This is a genomic window from uncultured Planktomarina sp. (assembly GCA_943788425.1).
Taxonomy (GTDB): domain Bacteria; phylum Pseudomonadota; class Alphaproteobacteria; order Rhodobacterales; family Rhodobacteraceae; genus Planktomarina.
Genome location: CALSQF010000001.1, coordinates 50,817 through 67,580, shown reverse-complemented (window position 1 = coordinate 67,580; position 16,764 = coordinate 50,817). Strand labels below are relative to the sequence as shown.

At 53.7% G+C, this 16,764-nt stretch carries 17 protein-coding genes and 2 pseudogenes; 8 read left to right on the top strand and 11 right to left on the bottom strand.

Annotated elements, in window-relative coordinates; all coding sequences use genetic code 11:
• Positions 1 to 14: 14 nt before the first annotated feature.
• Positions 15 to 1,088 (top strand): 2'-deoxycytidine 5'-triphosphate deaminase, encoded by a 1,074-nt coding sequence (locus tag ABLW18_RS00355; protein WP_347822921.1) that lies wholly within the window; start codon positions 15 to 17, stop codon positions 1,086 to 1,088.
• An 85-nt stretch (positions 1,089 to 1,173) separates the two neighbouring features.
• Here the strand turns inward: ABLW18_RS00355 and ABLW18_RS00350 are convergent, their stop codons facing one another.
• The 7 genes from ABLW18_RS00350 to ABLW18_RS00320 form a co-directional block, all read right to left on the bottom strand.
• On the bottom strand, positions 1,174 to 1,308 hold the full coding sequence (locus tag ABLW18_RS00350) for a hypothetical protein (protein ID WP_347822920.1): 135 nt from the start codon (positions 1,306 to 1,308) through the stop codon (positions 1,174 to 1,176).
• On the bottom strand, positions 1,292 to 1,960 hold the full coding sequence (scpB, locus tag ABLW18_RS00345) for an SMC-Scp complex subunit ScpB (protein ID WP_347822919.1): 669 nt from the start codon (positions 1,958 to 1,960) through the stop codon (positions 1,292 to 1,294). The genes ABLW18_RS00350 and scpB overlap by 17 nt, the downstream gene beginning before the upstream one ends.
• Positions 1,953 to 2,738, bottom strand: coding sequence for a ScpA family protein (locus ABLW18_RS00340; RefSeq protein ID WP_347822918.1), 786 nt, complete (start codon positions 2,736 to 2,738; stop codon positions 1,953 to 1,955). The genes scpB and ABLW18_RS00340 overlap by 8 nt, the downstream gene beginning before the upstream one ends.
• A complete protein-coding gene (locus ABLW18_RS00335) occupies positions 2,738 to 3,733 on the bottom strand; it encodes a glycoside hydrolase family 3 N-terminal domain-containing protein (RefSeq protein WP_347822917.1) in 996 nt (331 codons plus the stop codon). The genes ABLW18_RS00340 and ABLW18_RS00335 overlap by 1 nt, the downstream gene beginning before the upstream one ends.
• A gap of 13 nt (positions 3,734 to 3,746) precedes the next feature.
• Complete coding sequence (locus tag ABLW18_RS00330) at positions 3,747 to 4,634, bottom strand: SPOR domain-containing protein (protein WP_347822916.1); 888 nt, start codon at positions 4,632 to 4,634, stop codon at positions 3,747 to 3,749.
• A gap of 71 nt (positions 4,635 to 4,705) precedes the next feature.
• Positions 4,706 to 6,451 (bottom strand): arginine--tRNA ligase, encoded by a 1,746-nt coding sequence (gene argS / locus ABLW18_RS00325; protein ID WP_347822915.1) that lies wholly within the window; start codon positions 6,449 to 6,451, stop codon positions 4,706 to 4,708.
• A gap of 48 nt (positions 6,452 to 6,499) precedes the next feature.
• A complete protein-coding gene (locus ABLW18_RS00320; protein ID WP_347822914.1) occupies positions 6,500 to 7,642 on the bottom strand; it encodes a deoxyguanosinetriphosphate triphosphohydrolase in 1,143 nt (380 codons plus the stop codon).
• A gap of 75 nt (positions 7,643 to 7,717) precedes the next feature.
• On the opposite strand from ABLW18_RS00320, the gene ABLW18_RS00315 reads away from it, so the two are divergent.
• A complete protein-coding gene (locus ABLW18_RS00315) occupies positions 7,718 to 8,044 on the top strand; it encodes an iron-sulfur cluster assembly accessory protein (protein WP_347822913.1) in 327 nt (108 codons plus the stop codon).
• 54 nt (positions 8,045 to 8,098) lie between these two features.
• Positions 8,099 to 8,878 carry an exodeoxyribonuclease III gene (gene xth / locus ABLW18_RS00310; protein ID WP_347822912.1) on the top strand — a complete coding sequence of 260 codons (780 nt, stop codon included), beginning with the start codon at positions 8,099 to 8,101 and terminating at the stop codon, positions 8,876 to 8,878.
• Here the strand turns inward: xth and ABLW18_RS00305 are convergent.
• Both ABLW18_RS00305 and dksA read right to left on the bottom strand, forming a co-directional pair.
• The gene (locus ABLW18_RS00305) at positions 8,862 to 9,377 is read right to left on the bottom strand and encodes a cytochrome b/b6 domain-containing protein (RefSeq protein WP_347822911.1); all 516 of its coding nucleotides are present in this window, start codon (positions 9,375 to 9,377) and stop codon (positions 8,862 to 8,864) included. The genes xth and ABLW18_RS00305 overlap by 17 nt on opposite strands.
• 113 nt (positions 9,378 to 9,490) lie before the next feature.
• Positions 9,491 to 9,913, bottom strand: coding sequence for an RNA polymerase-binding protein DksA (gene dksA, locus ABLW18_RS00300; RefSeq protein ID WP_347815985.1), 423 nt, complete (start codon positions 9,911 to 9,913; stop codon positions 9,491 to 9,493).
• Positions 9,914 to 10,068: 155 nt separating this feature from the next.
• Here dksA and ABLW18_RS00295 point away from each other — a divergent pair, with 155 nt between their 5' ends.
• The 4 genes and pseudogenes from ABLW18_RS00295 (at position 10,069) to ABLW18_RS00280 (ending at position 13,108) form a co-directional block, all read left to right on the top strand.
• A complete protein-coding gene (locus tag ABLW18_RS00295) occupies positions 10,069 to 10,908 on the top strand; it encodes a MoxR family ATPase (protein WP_347822910.1) in 840 nt (279 codons plus the stop codon).
• 54 nt (positions 10,909 to 10,962) lie between these two features.
• Positions 10,963 to 11,124, top strand: a complete 162-nt coding sequence (locus tag ABLW18_RS00290) for a hypothetical protein (RefSeq protein WP_347822909.1) — start codon at positions 10,963 to 10,965, stop codon at positions 11,122 to 11,124.
• Between the two features lie 3 nt (positions 11,125 to 11,127).
• A pseudogene (locus ABLW18_RS00285) lies at positions 11,128 to 12,310 on the top strand (VWA domain-containing protein).
• A gap of 108 nt (positions 12,311 to 12,418) precedes the next feature.
• Positions 12,419 to 13,108 carry a M48 family metallopeptidase gene (locus ABLW18_RS00280; RefSeq protein WP_347822908.1) on the top strand — a complete coding sequence of 230 codons (690 nt, stop codon included), beginning with the start codon at positions 12,419 to 12,421 and terminating at the stop codon, positions 13,106 to 13,108.
• Here ABLW18_RS00280 and ABLW18_RS00275 read toward each other — a convergent pair.
• Both ABLW18_RS00275 and ABLW18_RS00270 read right to left on the bottom strand, forming a co-directional pair.
• Positions 13,103 to 13,636 carry a PIN domain-containing protein gene (locus tag ABLW18_RS00275; RefSeq protein WP_347822907.1) on the bottom strand — a complete coding sequence of 178 codons (534 nt, stop codon included), beginning with the start codon at positions 13,634 to 13,636 and terminating at the stop codon, positions 13,103 to 13,105. The genes ABLW18_RS00280 and ABLW18_RS00275 overlap by 6 nt on opposite strands.
• Positions 13,636 to 14,833: pseudogene (locus tag ABLW18_RS00270) on the bottom strand (class I SAM-dependent rRNA methyltransferase). The gene ABLW18_RS00275 and the pseudogene ABLW18_RS00270 overlap by 1 nt, the downstream one beginning before the upstream one ends.
• A gap of 121 nt (positions 14,834 to 14,954) precedes the next feature.
• Here ABLW18_RS00270 and edd point away from each other — a divergent pair.
• A complete protein-coding gene (gene edd / locus ABLW18_RS00265; RefSeq protein WP_347822906.1) occupies positions 14,955 to 16,760 on the top strand; it encodes a phosphogluconate dehydratase in 1,806 nt (601 codons plus the stop codon).
• Positions 16,761 to 16,764 lie beyond the last annotated feature (4 nt).

The window sequence follows — 16,764 nt, the reverse complement described above, 5'->3', positions numbered from 1 at the left end:
GCAAGAGGACCTTAATGCGCCAAGGTGTCATCCCAAGTCATATGATTGAAACGATGGTCGCTTCGGGCCAAATTTTGGTTTCTGAGCCGCTGCAAGACGACCAAGTGCAGCCCGCATCGCTGGATCTGCGTTTGGGAACCACCGCCTACCGGGTGCGCGCATCCTTTCTCGCCGGACAAACTGCAACGGTCGCAGAGCGGTTGCGTGAATTTGAAATGCATCGAATCGACTTGTCCGAGGGCGCGGTCTTGGAAAAGGGCTGCGTATATCTTGTGCCGCTGATGGAGGGGCTCAACCTACCACCGGACATAGAGGCTGTCGCCAATGCGAAATCTTCAACCGGCCGACTGGATCTCTTGACCCGCACGATCACCGATCACGGCAAAGAATTTGACCGCATTGTGAAGGGCTACACCGGATCGCTTTATGCTGAAATTTGCCCCCGCTCCTTTTCGGTTTTGGTGCGACCCGGCATGCGCCTCAATCAGATTCGCTTTCGCGCGGGTCATGCTGTGTTAATCGATCAGGCACTCAAAGAGCTGCATGCGCACACACCGTTGGTCTCTGGCGAGGCTTTGATCCAAGACGGGCTTGGTTTTTCTGTTGACCTCAGCGCCAGTCGCAACGGCCTGGTTGGCTATCGGGCAAAACCGCATACTGGCGTGATTGATCTTGGAAAAATTGGTGCCTACGAGCCGGCTGATTTTTGGGAAGAAATTCGTACGGAAGATCAAAAAATCATCCTGGACCCGGGGGCGTTTTACATTTTAGTGAGCCAGGAAGCAGTGACGATTCCGCCCGAGTACGCCGCTGAAATGGCCCCCTATTTGGCAATGGTCGGTGAGTTTCGCGTGCATTACGCGGGTTTTTTTGACCCCGGATTCGGCCATGCCGCCGCCAATGGGCAGGGCAGCAGAGGCGTTTTGGAAGTCCGCTGTCATGAGGCCCCCTTTGTCTTGGAACATGGGCAAGTTGTTGGACGCTTGGTCTATGAGTCTATGTTTGAAACTCCCAGCCAGCTTTATGGCCGCGAGCTCGCATCAAACTACCAAGGGCAAGGGCTAAAACTGTCAAAGCATTTTAAGTAGCCAGCCGCGGGTGTCTCGGCGCGCCAGAGGGTCCTCAAAATTGCTGCATGCGCTTGGCGGCATTCGCGCTGTCTTTCAAACGCTTTTATTGTTCGGCAGAGAGATCTTTATCCTCAGGCTTTTTTCGCCCTTTCGTGGCGGCATCAATGCCTTTGTTGATACCGATCGTCATCAAACGACGAATGACAATGTTTATGAACATATTAATATAGCGGTCCATCTTCGGGCTCCTCAATTGCGTCATCAAATAAATTTTCTTGTATTTCTGCATCCGTTTCCGCTTCGGGTAAAGCGACAGTGCCCGGTGCGGGGCGATTTTCTAGCAGGCCAGCGGCTCGCAGCTCTTTAAGACCCGGCAAATCGCGGGCGCTTTCCAAGCCAAAATGATCGAGAAAAGACTCTGTCACCACAAATGTTATCGGACGACCAGGCGTTTGGCGCCGACGGCCAATTTTGACCCAATCTAATTCAAGCAGCTGATCCACCGTGCCGCGGCTCACCGCAACCCCCCGGATCTCTTCAATTTCCGCGCGGGTCACCGGCTGATGATAGGCAACAATGGCTAAAGTTTCGATCGCGGCGCGCGATAGTTTTCGGGATTCCAGGATCTCCCGCTGCATCAAAAAACCAAGATCAGGCGCGGTGCGAATAGCCCAGGACTCCTGAACCTTCACAACTGCAACACCGCGACCTTCATAGCGCTTTTGGATGTTCTCCACCGCTTGGACAGGATCACACCCATGTGGCATCCGCCCAGCCATTTCTCGCAATGAAACCGGCTCTGCTGCAGCAAATAAAATGGCCTCTACCATACGCTCTTGCTCTGCGATGGGCGGCGCTTCAAACAGGCTTTCTTCTTGGGTATCATCCATCACGATCCGCCCTTTTAATTTGAATTGGTGAGAAAATTTCATCCTGACGTATGACAATCTTTCCTTCTTTGGCCAGCTCCAAAGAGGCTGCGAAAGTTGAGGCTGCAGCGGATCGTCGTCTCTTTGGATCATCGGTCCAGCCATCGGGAAGATAAGAGAGGAGATCGGTCCAATGGCCGGAAAAGCCAATTAACCCCCGCATGCGCCGTAGGGCTTGTTCCATTGAAAACACCGAGTCGCGGTCCATAACAAAGGGACGAAAATCGTCGCGCGTGCGAATGCGTGCATAGCCCTGCATTAAATCCAAAAGATTGGCCGTGTAATGAACAGTCTTCCGGCGTGTGACATCTTCCGTCACACCGCGGACAAAACGATCGCGGCCCAAGCGATCCCGCGCCATCAATTTCGCCGCCGCATCGCGCATGGCTTGCAGCCGTTCGAGTTGAAACGCAAGATGCGCCGCCAGCTCGTCCCCTGTCGGGCCGGCCATGGTCAGATCTGGCGGCAAAAGCAACCGCGACTTCAAAAAGGCTAGCCAAGCGGCCATAACCAAATAATCTGCGGCCAATTCGATGCGCAGCTCGCGCACTTTTTCAATAAAGCTGAGATATTGAACCGCGAGATCTAAAACAGAAATTTTGCGCAGATCCACCTTCTGCGTGCGCGACAGCGATAAAAGCAGATCCAATGGCCCTTCGAACCCATCGACATCAACGATGAGAGTCTCCGCTGCCACGCGTTCCGCAACCGATTGGTGGTCAAAAAGTTCTTCTTGCATCACCGGATCTCACCTAACAATGCGTCAAATTCTGCCTTCACTTGCTGAATGTCAACAGGCTGAACCTCCGGTCGTTGCGCCAAAACCTGCGCCGCCCGCATTTGACTTGCCTCATCCATGCCATAAATATTACCCGCCAAGAGCTGCATCTGATCCATCTGTCCGTTGCAATGCAAAATTATATCACACCCCGCAGATTGCGCCCGCCGCGCCCGCAGATCCAATGGGCCGGACAAAGCCTCCATCGAAATGTCATCGGTCATCAAAAGCCCATTAAATCCGACGTGCTTACGGATAATGTCAATCATCGCCACTGAGTGGGTGGCGGGATGGTTCGGATCTATATCCTCGAACACCAAATGCGCCGTCATACCCATCTCAACAGTATTAAGCTGACGAAAGGCTTCAAAATCATGCTTCTCTAGACTGCCGCGATCCGCTTGCACGCGGGGCAGATCCAAATGGGAGTCCAAAGTGCCCCGCCCATGGCCCGGAATATGTTTCAAAACTCCCGATACGCCCCCATGCCGCAGCCCTTGATGCAGCGCGCGCGCATGGGTGACAACCGCAGACAGCGCACGCCCATAGCACCGATTTTTCAGCACACCATGGGTGTCCGGTTGGGCAATATCTCCCAGTGGCGCGCAATTGCTATCAATTCCGCAGCTTCGCAAATTCTCCGCGATCAACCGCCCCCGCAACCAAAACAGCCGTTCGGATTGGGGCGCGGCGGCTTGATCCAGCGCTGGTAGAAATTCAAACCAATGCGGCGCGCCAAGCCGTGACACGCGCCCACCCTCTTGATCAATCAGAACGGGCGCATGCCAGCCCACGGCTGTGCGCAATTCTGTGCAGAGCTTCCGAATTTGCTTTGGGGTTTCAAGGTTTCTAGAAAAAAGAATAAAGCCAAAGGGTTGGGCATTTGCAAAGAAGCGGCGCTCTGCGGCAGACAGAGATGAGCCTTGGCAGCCAAAAATCAATGGAGACAGGCCCATGACGGATCCTGCCCTAGTTCATAGTCACAGAATAGCATTCCGCATTCTGCCGATTAAGCGCAGTGCACAGACGTCGCGCCTCCTCCTGATCTGCAAAACCGTGAACCCGCAAGCGGTATATCGTGCCTCCGCTAACCTCAGCCCGCAAAATCACATGCGCTTTACCGACTAAATAATCCCCATGGCGTTCCGAGAGATCCGCCCAGGCTTGTTGCGCGATAGCGTTGCTTCCGAAGGCTCCCAATTGCGCCATCGGCGCGCCGCGGGCAATTTGCCCGGCCGGGATATTGACCGGCACGGCTCGTGGCAGTTGACGAGTGACCTGCACAAAGGGGCGCAGACGCGGCCGCAAAGATTGTGTCAGACCTCTTCCAGCCGCTGCCGGAATGACCGCGGCGGGCGGCTCGTTTACATCCGCTTGCAGGGTGCCGGTCGCGATCATAGCGGCCAAACGTTCCGCCGTATCGTCAATGACAAGAGCCTCGGCAACATCCATAACAGGTTCAGGCAGCACCACAGACGCAGGCCCCTCATCGGCAGGGCTTTCCCTAGTTAAGAGCGCTTGAATAGGTTGATCTTCGGCTTGCAAGTTGATTGGCCTTGGGGCCAATTGCAGCGGGTCATTTGTCGCAGGGATGATTTGGCTGCCCACCACTTCATTCACGGTAAGCCCTTGATGCGGAGCTAAAATCCCACCCGGATCTTCCGGTGCAACCCGCGATGGACCTTCCAAAGCGCGCACAACAGGTACGCCCGAACTGTCTCGCAGAACAGTTTGCGCCCCCCAAGTGACTATTCCCACAAAGACCGCTAAGGAAATAACGGCTCCAACTATATTTGCATAGGTTGCAGGGTTGAACCGCTCGGAGTCCCCCTGCGCCTCATAGGTCGCGTTTGCCATGTTGCCTCACTGCCCGGGTCTTGGCCCAGATCTACTGACATTGCCTCATTCACACCCGCGTCGATGCTATTTTATCGCATTTCTTGAGCGGCTTGCACGCCTAAGATACCCAAACCGTTAGAAATAACAACCGCAGCGGCACGAATCAGTGCGATTTTTGCCTGACTTGTGGCCAGATTGCCCTCCTGAAGAAAGCGCAGTTCAGGCTGCTCATTGCCTTTATTCCACAAAGCATGAAATTCCGACGCCAAGTCATAAAGATAAAATGCAATTCGGTGCGGCTCATTTGAACGGGCGGCAATTTCAATCAATCGTGGAAATTCTGCCAATTTTGCGGCTAATGTCATCTCGGCGGGATCTGTCAATACTGTAAGATCCGCAGCCCGCAACTCTGCATCTTTGATCGGAACCTCTGCCAGCTGTGCTTTGCGCATTACCGAACAAATCCGAGCATGCGCATATTGCACATAGAACACGGGGTTTTCTTTGGTCTGCTCCATCACCTTATCGAAATCAAAATCTAACGGCGCGTCATTTTTGCGGGTGAGCATGACAAAACGGGTTGCATCAGCGCCGACTTGATCCACCAAATCACGCAGAGTTACAAATGTCCCCGAGCGCTTGGACATTTTGTACGGCTCACCATTCTTGAAGAGCTTCACCAATTGCGTCAGCTTGATATCGAGCGAGGTCTTGTCGTTTGACAGCGCTGAAACAGCCGCCTTCATCCGTTTGACATAGCCCCCGTGATCGGCACCGAACACGTCAATCAATTGGTCAAAACCGCGCTGCACCTTATCAAAGTGATAAGCAATATCCGGGGCAAAATAGGTCCAACTGCCATCGGATTTTTGCACCGGCCGGTCCACGTCATCCCCATGGTCTGTGGACCTAAGTAGAGTCTGCTCACGCGGCTCCCAATCTAGTGGTTTCTTTCCCTTTGGTGGCTCCAAAATCCCTTGATAAATCAATCCCTTTGACTTTAAATCCTCGATCGCCGCCTCGATACGGCCCGTGCCATAGAGCGATTTTTCGGAATAAAATACATCCATTTTGATGCCAAGTGCTAAAAGATCTTGGCGGATCAGATCCATCATTGCGCCGGTTGAGAATTCTCGCACCTCCTCCAGCCAGAACTGCTCACCTTTATCTAGATAGCTGTCCCCAACTTTTTCCTTCAACGCCTGCCCCACGGCAATCAGGTAATCGCCCGGATAGGTGCCATCTTCAAAGGCGACATCTTGGCCATGGGCCTCAAGGTAACGCAGATAGACCGAGCGGGCCAAAACATCGACCTGCGCGCCACCATCGTTGATATAATACTCGCGCGTCACCTCATAGCCGGCAAAATCCAGCATCGAGGCCAAAGCATCGCCGAATACCGCGCCGCGGGTGTGGCCCACATGCAAAGGTCCGGTGGGGTTGGCAGAGACATATTCAACGTTCACTTTGATGCCTGCGCCAATTGTGGCGCGCCCATAGCCAACGGGATCTGTTAAAATTGCCCGCAAAACATCGGCCCAAAGCTGTGACGAAAGGTGCAGATTCAAAAACCCGGGACCTGCGACCTCTACAGAGGCCAACCGCGGATCGGCAGATAAAAGCGTCGCCAATCTCTCGGCAATATCGCGTGGCTTGCACTTAGCGGGCTTGGCAAAAACCATTGCGGCATTGGTTGCCATATCGCCATGGGCGGCATCGCGTGGTGGCTCAACGGTGACTGCTTCAAAGCTCAAACCAACAGGCAAGTCGCCTTGCGCCTGCATCTGCTGCAAGCTGTCGATTAGAAGGCTACGGATTTCGGCAAATAGGTTCATATCATCATCCCAAAGTGAAGCCGACGTTTAGCAAATTTTACCGCAAGGTCAACGCGCGGCGAACAGCCGGTCATACTCTTGTTGTGCATAGCGGTCCGTCATGCCGGCAATGTAATCGGACACCAGCCGCGCACGGGCCTGTGTATCGGGCAAATTTGCAATTTGCTCCCCCCAATCCCCAGGCATTTCGCTGGGATTGCTCATTAATACTTCGAACAAGTCCCGCACCACCTTCGCGGCATGTTCGCGCTGCACCACCACACGGGGCGCGCGGTACATGTTTTGAAACAAAAACCCGCGTATGACTTTCAGATCTTTCCACAGCTCTGGGGAGAATTGCACAACCGCACAGTCGAGATCGCGTATATCCTGCGCCGTTACGGCGCCCGATTGAGCCAATAGCGCGGCACTGGTCCGCATGACATCATCGACCATCACCCCAAAGACCCGACGCAGAGCCTCATGGCGCCGTCGGTGGACGTCCAACCCGTTGTAGAGCCGATCGACCGCCGCATAGGCCGGGCCCACAATTGGCAGTTGCTCTGCCTGTGCATCCGAAAACACTCCAGCGCGCAGGCCATCGTGAAGATCATGGTTGTTATAGGCCACATCATCCGCCAATGCCGCAACCTGCGCCTCTGCGCTCGCATAGCTATGCAACTCAAGATCATGCTGCCGGTTGTAGTCGCGCAAGGCAGGCGGATGGGGCAAAGGCACGGGGCCATTGTGCTTTGCAATCCCTTCAAGGCACTCCCAAGTAAGATTCAGCCCGTCAAACTGCGCATAATGCTGCTCCAGCGAAGTAACGATGCGTATCGCCTGGGCATTGTGGTCAAAGCCGCCATAGGCTTTCATTTCTGCGTCCAACGCCTCTTCGCCCGTGTGGCCAAATGGCGGGTGCCCTAGGTCATGGGCCAGTGACACGGCTTCGACCAATTCCTGATTGAGCCCCAAAGCCCCAGCGATTGTACGCGCCACTTGCGCTACTTCGATGGAATGGGTCAAACGCGTGCGGAAATAATCTCCCTCATGTTCGACAAAGACTTGCGTCTTATGTTTGAGCCGCCGAAAGGCGCTGGAATGAATGATCCGATCCCTATCTCTTTGGAAACAGGATCGAAAGTCGCTTCCCGGCTCCTCAAACAAACGGCCGCGGCTATCATGCGGGTTGGATGCGAAACTTGCTGTCATGATTGCCCATCTTGTCGCCTGCTCTTGCAGCGCTTATATGGGAGTTAACCGACAATGTCATGTGAGCTTTTATAAATGTTGACCCTGCCTCCCAAAGTGACCGACCGCGCCTTTGAGCGGCTTGCCGAAATTGGCGCTCAGGCGCAGGGAAAATCGCTGCGCGTGGCGGTTGAGGGTGGCGGCTGTTCCGGCTTTCAATATGAGATCCAGCTTGATGAGCCAAAGCCTGATGATTTGATCTTGTCAGGCCATGGTGAGACCGTGGTGATTGATGCGATTTCCTTGCCGTTTTTGGCCTCTGCAACGATTGATTTCAGCGAAGAGTTGATTGGTGCGCGCTTTATCATCGACAACCCCAACGCCTCCTCTAGCTGCGGCTGCGGTGTTTCTTTTTCGATGTAATCGCACATCGATTGCTCTTAGACCGCTCAAACCTCAACGACTACGATGGATCTCATGAAAATAGCAATTTTTAATATCAATGGGATCAAAGCCCGCATTCAAGCCCTGACCGATTGGCTCAATGAAGCGCAGCCAGATGTGGCTCTGCTGCAAGAAATCAAGTCTGTTGATGAGAATTTCCCACGCGCGCACTTCGAGGATATGGGCTATCAGGTGGAAACCCATGGCCAAAAGAGCTTCAACGGGGTGGCAATCTTGTCGAAATTACCTATTGAGGATGTCACGCGTGGTTTGCCCGGAGATGAGACTGATGAACAGGCCCGCTGGATTGAGGCCACGGTTATGGGCAAGCAAGCCATTCGGGTTTGCGGGCTTTATCTGCCGAATGGGAATCCAACGCCCGGTCCGAAATATGACTATAAGCTTGACTGGATGCGGCGGTTAAAAATTCGCGCTGAAGCCTTGATGGCGGCTGAAGAGCCCGCTTTGATGGCGGGGGATTATAATATAATTCCTCAGCCCGAAGATGCCGCAAAGCCCGAGGCTTGGGCGCAAGACGCACTGTTTTTGCCGCAATCGCGCGCGGCTTTTCGCGATGTTCTAAATCTAGGTTTCACCGAAGCCTTCCGAAGTTTGCACCCGGCACCGGGCCATTATTCTTTTTGGGACTATCAGGCAGGAAGTTGGCAGCGCAATAATGGCATCAGAATTGACCATTTCTTACTGACGCCGAGCTGCGCCGATCTATTGCAAGCATGCGAAATCGATTCGGTCATTCGCGGCAGAGAAAAACCATCAGATCATGTGCCAGTGTGGATCACGCTCGACGCTTAGGCCGCTCCTTAAATATAGGCACCATCGCAGACCATACCCCATCGCCCAAAACACGGTGGTAAACAGCTGCAGCAACATGTAGGGTTATCAGACCGTAGCTGCCGGCTATGCTGGCCTCATGCGCCTCTATAAATAAGTAGATGAGCGCCCCGTCGCGCATCCCAAGCGTGAAAACTACCCCGATGGCCAGCCCTGTGACAGCAATGGCCATCAAAGCCATATACATGCCGTAATGCACCAGTTTTGCCGCGACCCGTTGCCAAGTTGGGGTGGATAGCGGCAATGCAGAGGTCTGCCCGCGCATGATCCAAAGCCTCAGCGCCAAGATCAAAAGATAAGCACAGGCGAAAATAAATTCAAACCGCAGGAATGCGGGATCATCTAATTGTCTTAAATCATCAACTTGTTTGAAAATTCCATAAGCAAAAACTCCGATAAAGCCCCAGTGAAGAAGTTTACCAGTGGTCGAATAACTTTGCCCTATATCCGTTGGATACACTTTCGAGCCCCTCCGCATACTTTGGATACAGACAAATCTAGATCCATACCAAAAAGAATACACTCAATAATTTACCAAAATATGACCACGCGGGCGAATGACCGCAAACCGCCTCAATCGTCGCGGTGGACCCTTTCGCGCCGCTCATGCCGCTCTTGCGCCTCAAGGCTCATGGTCGCAATGGGGCGGGCGTCTAGGCGCCGCAGCGAAATCGGATCACCCGTCTCTTCGCAATAGCCGTATTCCCCCTCTTCAATCCGGCGCAGGGCCGCATCAATTTTTGACACCAATTTACGCTGCCTGTCCCGCGTGCGCAATTCAAGCGCCCGGTCTGTCTCCTCGCTCGCCCGATCTGATATGTCCGGTATAGCGCGGGTATTGTCCTGTAGCGTTTCGATCGTCTCTTTGCTATCGGACATCAGCTCGCTTTTCCAGGCCAGTAACTTGCGGCGGAAATAAGCAAGCTGCGTGTCGTTCATAAACGGCTCATCGTCAGCAGGGCGATAATTATCGGGCACAATAACCTCGGCTTTCATACAGCAAACCTCTTATTCTTAACGAAGCGGCGCACCATAATGCAGCCTTTGAGCCGGATGTATCCAAGGTTAATACATTTGTCACGCAGAAAACCGCGATTGGAAGAGCGTCAAGAGCATGTTAGGTTCGAAAAAAACAAGTAGAGAGTCGTACTTTGAAATTTACCTCCACAGATACCTATATTGCCGCGGATGATTTAGCGGTCGCTGTGAACGCCGCCGTGACTTTGGAACGGCCGCTTTTGGTCAAGGGTGAACCGGGGACCGGTAAAACCGAATTGGCCCGGCAAGTGGCATCCGCGCTTGGCATGGACATGATAGAGTGGAACATCAAATCCACCACCCGCGCCCAACAGGGTCTTTACGAATACGATGCGGTCAGCCGGCTGCGCGACAGTCAGCTGGGCGATGAACGGGTGCGCAATGTTTCAAACTATATTAAGAAAGGCAAAATTTGGCAGGCCTTTGAGAGCGACAAAAAAGTCGTCTTGCTCATTGATGAGATTGACAAAGCTGATATCGAATTTCCAAATGATCTGCTGCAAGAACTCGACCGAATGGCCTTTCATGTCTATGAAACCAGCGAAACCGTAAAAGCGCGCCATCGCCCAGTGGTGATTATCACCTCCAACAATGAAAAAGAGCTGCCCGATGCCTTCCTGCGCCGGTGTTTTTTCCATTACATAAGTTTTCCTGAGCCAGATACTTTGCGCCAAATTATCGAAGTGCACCACCCCGGGCTGAAACCTCAGCTTTTGGAAGCTGCTCTGACGCAGTTTTTCGAAGTGCGCGAGACGCCGGGTTTGAAGAAAAAACCCTCTACCAGCGAAGTGCTCGATTGGCTCAAGCTGCTGTTGGCCGAAGATCTCACCGCTGAAGATCTGCGGCGGGATGGCGTCAATGCCCTACCCCGGTTGCACGGCGCATTGCTTAAGAACGAGCAAGACGTACATCTGTTTGAGCGTTTGGCGTTTATGGCCCGTGCCCAAAGATAGCCCACACCTAACGGGACTTATACTCCTGCAATATTTTGAAGAATGGAACGAAAGATGACATATTTTGGTTTGGCTGTCGGTGCCATGTTTGGCGCTGCGCTTGCGGCAAAACGCAAGGGTAAACTGTTGGATATGCTCCAATATGGCGCGGCATGCGGCATTATCGGTGGGCTTTTGGCGTTGATTGCAAATATCGTTATTCTGCGCATGGGCTAACTGATGTTTTTGCCGTTCTTCGACCAGCTTAGGGCCCATAAAGTTCCCGTGTCCCTAAGGGAATTTTTGAGTTTTCTGGAGGCGATGAAAGCGGGCATGGCAACCTATGATATGGAGCATTTCTATCTGCTGGGACGGTCCATATTGGTCAAAGATGAGCGCAATCTTGACAAATATGACCGCGCTTTTGCAGCAAGTTTTGAAGGTCTTGAGCATATTAGCCCGCAAGAAATGCTCAACCAAGTGGATTTACCGGACGATTGGCTGCGCAAATTGGCCGAAAAAACGCTTTCTAAAGCCGATAAGGCAGAGATTGAAGCTCTGGGCGGATTTGATAAGCTCATGGAGACGCTACGCAAACGGCTGGAAGAGCAAAAAGGGCGCCACCAGGGCGGCAGCAAATGGGTTGGCACCGCCGGTACGTCACCCTTTGGTGCCTATGGTTACAACCCAGAAGGCGTGAGAATTGGACAAGCTGAAAGCCGCCACCAGCGGGCGGTCAAGGTTTGGGATAAACGCAGTTTCAAAAATCTGGATGGCGATGTGGAACTGGGCACCCGCAACATCAAGGTCGCTTTGAAACGCCTGCGAAAATGGGCACGCGATGGGGCGCAGGAGGAGTTGGACCTAGACGCCACAATCCGCAAGACCGCAGAAAATGGCTATATTGACGTCCAAACGCAGACCAGAGCGGCGCAACGCGGTGAAGGTGCTTTTGTTTCTTGATATTGGCGGCTCAATGGATCCGCATGTCAAAATGGTTGAGGAGTTGTTTTCTGCGGCCCGATCAGAATTCAAGCATCTCGAAAGCTATTATTTCCACAACTGCCTTTACGAAGGGGTCTGGCGCGACAATGCGCGGCGTTGGGATGCACAAATCCCAACAGAAGACCTCTTTCGCACCTATGGAGCAGATTACAAATGCATTTTTGTGGGGGACGCCTCGATGTCTCCCTATGAAATTGCTTATGCAGGCGGAGCAAATGAGCATTGGAACGCCATATCAGGCGACGCGTGGCTGCGCCGTGCGCAGGACCACTGGCCCAATTCTGTTTGGCTCAACCCCGTACCCGAAAAATATTGGCCCTACACGCAATCCATTGGAATGATACAGAGAATTTTTGACAATCGCATGGCGCCCATGACCCTCGATGGCATATCTGATGGGATGAAGTTGTTAACTTAATCTTCTGTTTTAAAGATTTTAATCACATTGAAACAGGTTTAGGAAACACTGTTTTCCCCAAATCTGAGAGGCATTGAAAGGCGGCCGCCACTGCGCCATATAAAGGGCATGTCAGTATTGATCCCAATAGGCCTGGCCGTGGTTGTAGGCGTATTTACCTATGTAACCTCGGCAAGCCAAACAAAGCGCACATTGGCGGCCCAATCCAGCCCTTTGCGCAACCCGGCGCTGGAAGCGCATTTCGCGAGGCTTGCTAATGCGCTGGATCTCAAACGCTTGCATGTGAACGTCTATGAAATTGATCCGATCAACGGCTTGGCCGCCCCCGATGGGCAAATCTATATCACACGCGGATTTTTGAAGAAATTTCTGTCAGGCGAGGTAACCGCCGCGGAAATCAGCTCTGTCATTGCCCATGAACTCGGGCATGTGGCCCTTGGGCATACCAAACGGCGGATGATTGATTTTTCCGGACAAAATGCTGTGCGCACGGCGCTGGCGGTCACTCTCAATCGCTTTATTCCCTTTATTGGCCCTTGGATCGCCAATTTAGCCGTGAACATGATCGCTGCCGGTATGTCGCGCAATGATGAGTTTGAAGCCGATGCCTATGCCACCGCCTTGATGATCAAAGCCGGGCTTGGCGCCGCGCCCCAAAAAAGCCTATTTGCCAAACTGGATAAATTGACCGGCAATGGCGGGGCGATGCCCGCCTGGTTTCTAAGCCATCCCAAGACGGCAGACCGCATCAAAGCAATCGAGGCCAATGAAAAACGCTGGACCGGACCCAAGTCATAGCCGATCAAATTTACGGCCAAATTGCGGCAACCACGCCTTGCGCCAAAGCTCCAGCGCCCGCATCTGCGGATGGGCGGCCTGAACATCGGCGAGAATCGGGCGCAAAGGATCGATCAAGGCGGAGCCATGACGGCGATAAAGCTGCATAAGCTGCGCGTCTGGATCTATTCGGCTTATGCCATATGGACTTAAGGCCTCTTGCGGGAAGTCTTTCTTATTATGGGTGACGATCACATCCGCGTGGTGCTGGACCGCGAGGGCCAAAATGTGCAAGTCGCCCTGATCGGGCAACCAATAGGGTCGCAGATCCACGGGATCGGGGCGCATCGCCTCGGGAAAATCATTCACGAATTGCCGGATCGCATTTTCAGCTTCCAGCTTTTGCAGCGGTGTTTTAGCCGCTCGGCGCCACTCTTCTAAGATACGGGGTGTCGCCAGCGGCTCAATAAATTCCACATGCGCGCAGGTCAGCAAAACCTCTCTCAAAAAGCTGGGAACCAACACGCAGGTATCAAGGACAACCCGCATCACTGCAGACGAAACACAAGAGTTTTGAGATAACTCGATTCCGCAAGCGCCATGTGATGAGGGTGATCGGGGCCGGCTCCGCCGGTATAAATCAACTGTGCCTGCTGCCCGGCCCGGCCAATACCGCGGATGGAAGCGGCCCGAAAGCGATCTAGATCAGCAGCATGCGAGCAAGAGCACAGGGTCAAGTAGCCACCCTCGGCCACAAGAGCGCTGGCCAAACGCGCCACGCGTTCATAGGCGCGCAATCCCGCCTCGCGCGCAGCTTTCTGAGGGGCGAAGGCCGGGGGGTCGCAGATGACAAGCTCATAGGTTTTGCCCTGCCCAGCCAGTTCGCCCATCACATCAAACGCATCACCCTTGATCGCTTCAAAGGGTGTTTCAGCCCGCGTGGCCACTGCACCGCGACTTGCCAGACTCAAAGCGGGCTGAGAGCCGTCCACACAGGTAACAGAGGCCGCGCCATTGGCCATGGCCGCCAAACCAAACCCGCCGACATGGGAAAAGACATCCAAAACGGACTTGCCCTGTGCCAAATCCTGCACAAATTTATGGTTGGGCCGCTGATCGTAAAAAATTCCAGTTTTCTGACCCTCTGCCACATCGGCAAAATACACGGCGCCATTCATGGCCACTTCTATTGCCTCGGCAGGCATGTAGCCCAAGGCCATAAAGCGCGCGTCATCTAAACCTTCCAGAACCCGCGCCCGGCCTGCGCCATTCACCACAATGGATTTGGGCTTCAAAATATCGCACAAAGCCGCCACCAAAGACGACAAGACGCTGATCAACCCAGACCGCATTGGGTTGAATCACCAATAGATCAGCAAAACGATCAATGATGAGCCCCGGCAGGTGATCGGCTTCTGCATGTATCAAACGATAATACGGTTTACCGTACAGAGCCTCACGCAGCGAGAGCGCCTTGGCGATTTTTTGCGCGAACCAGGCCTGATCGACCGTGCAGTTCAAATCATCCGAGATCTTGCGCGCGAAAATTTTCGACTTGGGGTTGACCGCAAAAAGCCCAAGAGTGTTATGCCGATGATCTTGCAGGATCGCCAGACTGCCGGGCTTTATGGCCTTTGTGCGGCGATCAGTGACCAATTCATTGTCATAGACCCAGGGAAACCCTTGCCGGAGGCGTTGGGCATTGGTTTTAGGCTTTAATCGGATCACCGGATGGTCACTGTGCATCTCTGCCCCCTTTATGGTTGAACATGGCCTAATTCAGTGAAACTTTAACAACAAGGGCAGATGTGTATTGATTTATGGCGTAAAGTGTGATGATAGCGCTAACATAATTATGGAGATACCTATGCCCCTGCATCCAAAACTGGCAGACGTAACGCAAAAGATTGTTGAGCGCTCAAAAGACAGCCGTGCCGCCTATTTGGCAAAAATAGCGCGTGCCGCACAAAACGGTCCCCGCCGCGCCCATCTCAGCTGCGGCAACCAGGCTCATGCCTACGCCGCTATGGGTGATGATAAATCAACGCTACTGCAAGAGCGCGCGCCAAATATTGGGATCATCACCGCCTATAACGACATGCTGTCCGCACACCAACCGTTTGAGACCTATCCAGAACAAATCAAGACGGCCGCCCGCGCGCTTGGCGCAACAGCACAGGTGGCCGCTGGGGTACCAGCCATGTGTGATGGGGTCACACAGGGGCAACCCGGGATGGAGCTCAGCCTGTTTTCACGCGATACAATCGCACTGGCCGCCGCCATCGGCCTGTCGCATAATACGTTTGACGCGGCTATTTTCTTGGGCGTTTGTGATAAAATCGTTCCTGGCCTGGTTATCGCAGCTGCCACCTTTGGGCATCTGCCTTCCATCTTTTTGCCAGCCGGCCCCATGCCATCGGGCATTAGCAACGACGAGAAAACCGAAGTGCGCAAACGCTTTGCGGACGGACTTTGCGACCGAAACGAGCTGATGGCAGCAGAAATGGCCAGCTATCACGGACCCGGCACCTGTACCTTCTATGGCACGGCCAATTCCAATCAGATGCTGATGGAATTCATGGGGCTGCATCTTCCCGGCGCCAGCTTCGTTCCGCCCACAAGTGAGCTGCGCTGCGCCCTCACCGAGCAGGGTACAGCGCAAGTCTTGTCCAATACCGCGCTTGGCGACAACTTCATTCCGACCGGGAAAATTCTGGACGAAAAGGCCTGGATCAACGGTATCGTTGGCCTGATGGCAACTGGGGGCTCGACCAATCTTGTGCTGCATATCCCAGCCATGGCCCGCGCTACTGGCGTAATCTTAGAACCACAGGATTTTGCCGATATTTCGCAGATCGTACCGCTTTTGGCCAAGGTCTACCCCAATGGGCTTGCGGATGTAAATCACTTCCATGCGGCCGGTGGCCTGCCCTATTTAATCGATCAACTGCTGAGCGCTGGCCTGCTGCATGAAGATGCGATGACCATCATGGGCCCAGGCCTTCATAATTTTGCTCGTCAAGCGGTTCTGAAAGAAGGCGCCGTGGGTTATACAGCGGCGCCAAAGCAAAGTCTCAATGACAAGATCCTGCGCCCGATCAACGATCCGTTCCAAGCCAGCGGTGGTTTGCAAAACCTTACTGGAAATCTCGGTACCGCCGTCGTTAAGATTTCGGCTGTGGCCGAAGATAAGCGCCTCATCGAGGCACCTGCAGCGGTCTTCGATAGTCAGGCCGCCGTGAAAAAAGCGTTCCAATCTGGCGCCTTGAACCGCGATGTGATTGTCGTTGTTCGCTACCAAGGCCCCTCAGCCAACGGAATGCCAGAACTGCACAACCTCACCCCGTTCCTCGCAATCCTACAGGACCGCGGGCATAAGGTCGCCTTGGTCACAGACGGCCGGATGTCCGGAGCGTCGGGCAAGGTGCCTGCGGCCATCCACCTTTCGCCTGAGGCTGCCGATGGTGGGCCAATTGCGCAGATCGAAGATGGCGACATGCTGCGCTTGGACGCAGTGGCCGGGACATTAGAGACATTGGCTGAGAATTGGCAGGCACGCACCCCCACCAAGCCTGACCTATCGGATAATGAGATTGGCATGGGACGCGAGTTGTTCTCAATGTTTCGGCGTACAGCAGGGGCCGCGTCACAAGGTGCCGGCGTAGTAATTTAGGAAA

Excerpts from the sequence above, each read along its gene's own strand:
- ABLW18_RS00355 (WP_347822921.1), top strand. The coding sequence starts at position 15 with ATGCGCCAAGGTGTCATCCCAAGTCATATGATTGAAACGATGGTCGCT.
- ABLW18_RS00350 (WP_347822920.1), bottom strand. The coding sequence starts at position 1,308 with ATGGACCGCTATATTAATATGTTCATAAACATTGTCATTCGTCGTTTG.
- scpB (WP_347822919.1), bottom strand. The coding sequence starts at position 1,960 with ATGGATGATACCCAAGAAGAAAGCCTGTTTGAAGCGCCGCCCATCGCA.
- ABLW18_RS00340 (WP_347822918.1), bottom strand. The coding sequence starts at position 2,738 with ATGCAAGAAGAACTTTTTGACCACCAATCGGTTGCGGAACGCGTGGCA.
- ABLW18_RS00335 (WP_347822917.1), bottom strand. The coding sequence starts at position 3,733 with ATGGGCCTGTCTCCATTGATTTTTGGCTGCCAAGGCTCATCTCTGTCT.
- ABLW18_RS00330 (WP_347822916.1), bottom strand. The coding sequence starts at position 4,634 with ATGGCAAACGCGACCTATGAGGCGCAGGGGGACTCCGAGCGGTTCAAC.
- argS (WP_347822915.1), bottom strand. The coding sequence starts at position 6,451 with ATGAACCTATTTGCCGAAATCCGTAGCCTTCTAATCGACAGCTTGCAG.
- ABLW18_RS00320 (WP_347822914.1), bottom strand. The coding sequence starts at position 7,642 with ATGACAGCAAGTTTCGCATCCAACCCGCATGATAGCCGCGGCCGTTTG.
- ABLW18_RS00315 (WP_347822913.1), top strand. The coding sequence starts at position 7,718 with ATGTTGACCCTGCCTCCCAAAGTGACCGACCGCGCCTTTGAGCGGCTT.
- xth (WP_347822912.1), top strand. The coding sequence starts at position 8,099 with ATGAAAATAGCAATTTTTAATATCAATGGGATCAAAGCCCGCATTCAA.
- dksA (WP_347815985.1), bottom strand. The coding sequence starts at position 9,913 with ATGAAAGCCGAGGTTATTGTGCCCGATAATTATCGCCCTGCTGACGAT.
- ABLW18_RS00290 (WP_347822909.1), top strand. The coding sequence starts at position 10,963 with ATGACATATTTTGGTTTGGCTGTCGGTGCCATGTTTGGCGCTGCGCTT.
- ABLW18_RS00280 (WP_347822908.1), top strand. The coding sequence starts at position 12,419 with ATGTCAGTATTGATCCCAATAGGCCTGGCCGTGGTTGTAGGCGTATTT.
- ABLW18_RS00275 (WP_347822907.1), bottom strand. The coding sequence starts at position 13,636 with ATGCGGGTTGTCCTTGATACCTGCGTGTTGGTTCCCAGCTTTTTGAGA.
- edd (WP_347822906.1), top strand. The coding sequence starts at position 14,955 with ATGCCCCTGCATCCAAAACTGGCAGACGTAACGCAAAAGATTGTTGAG.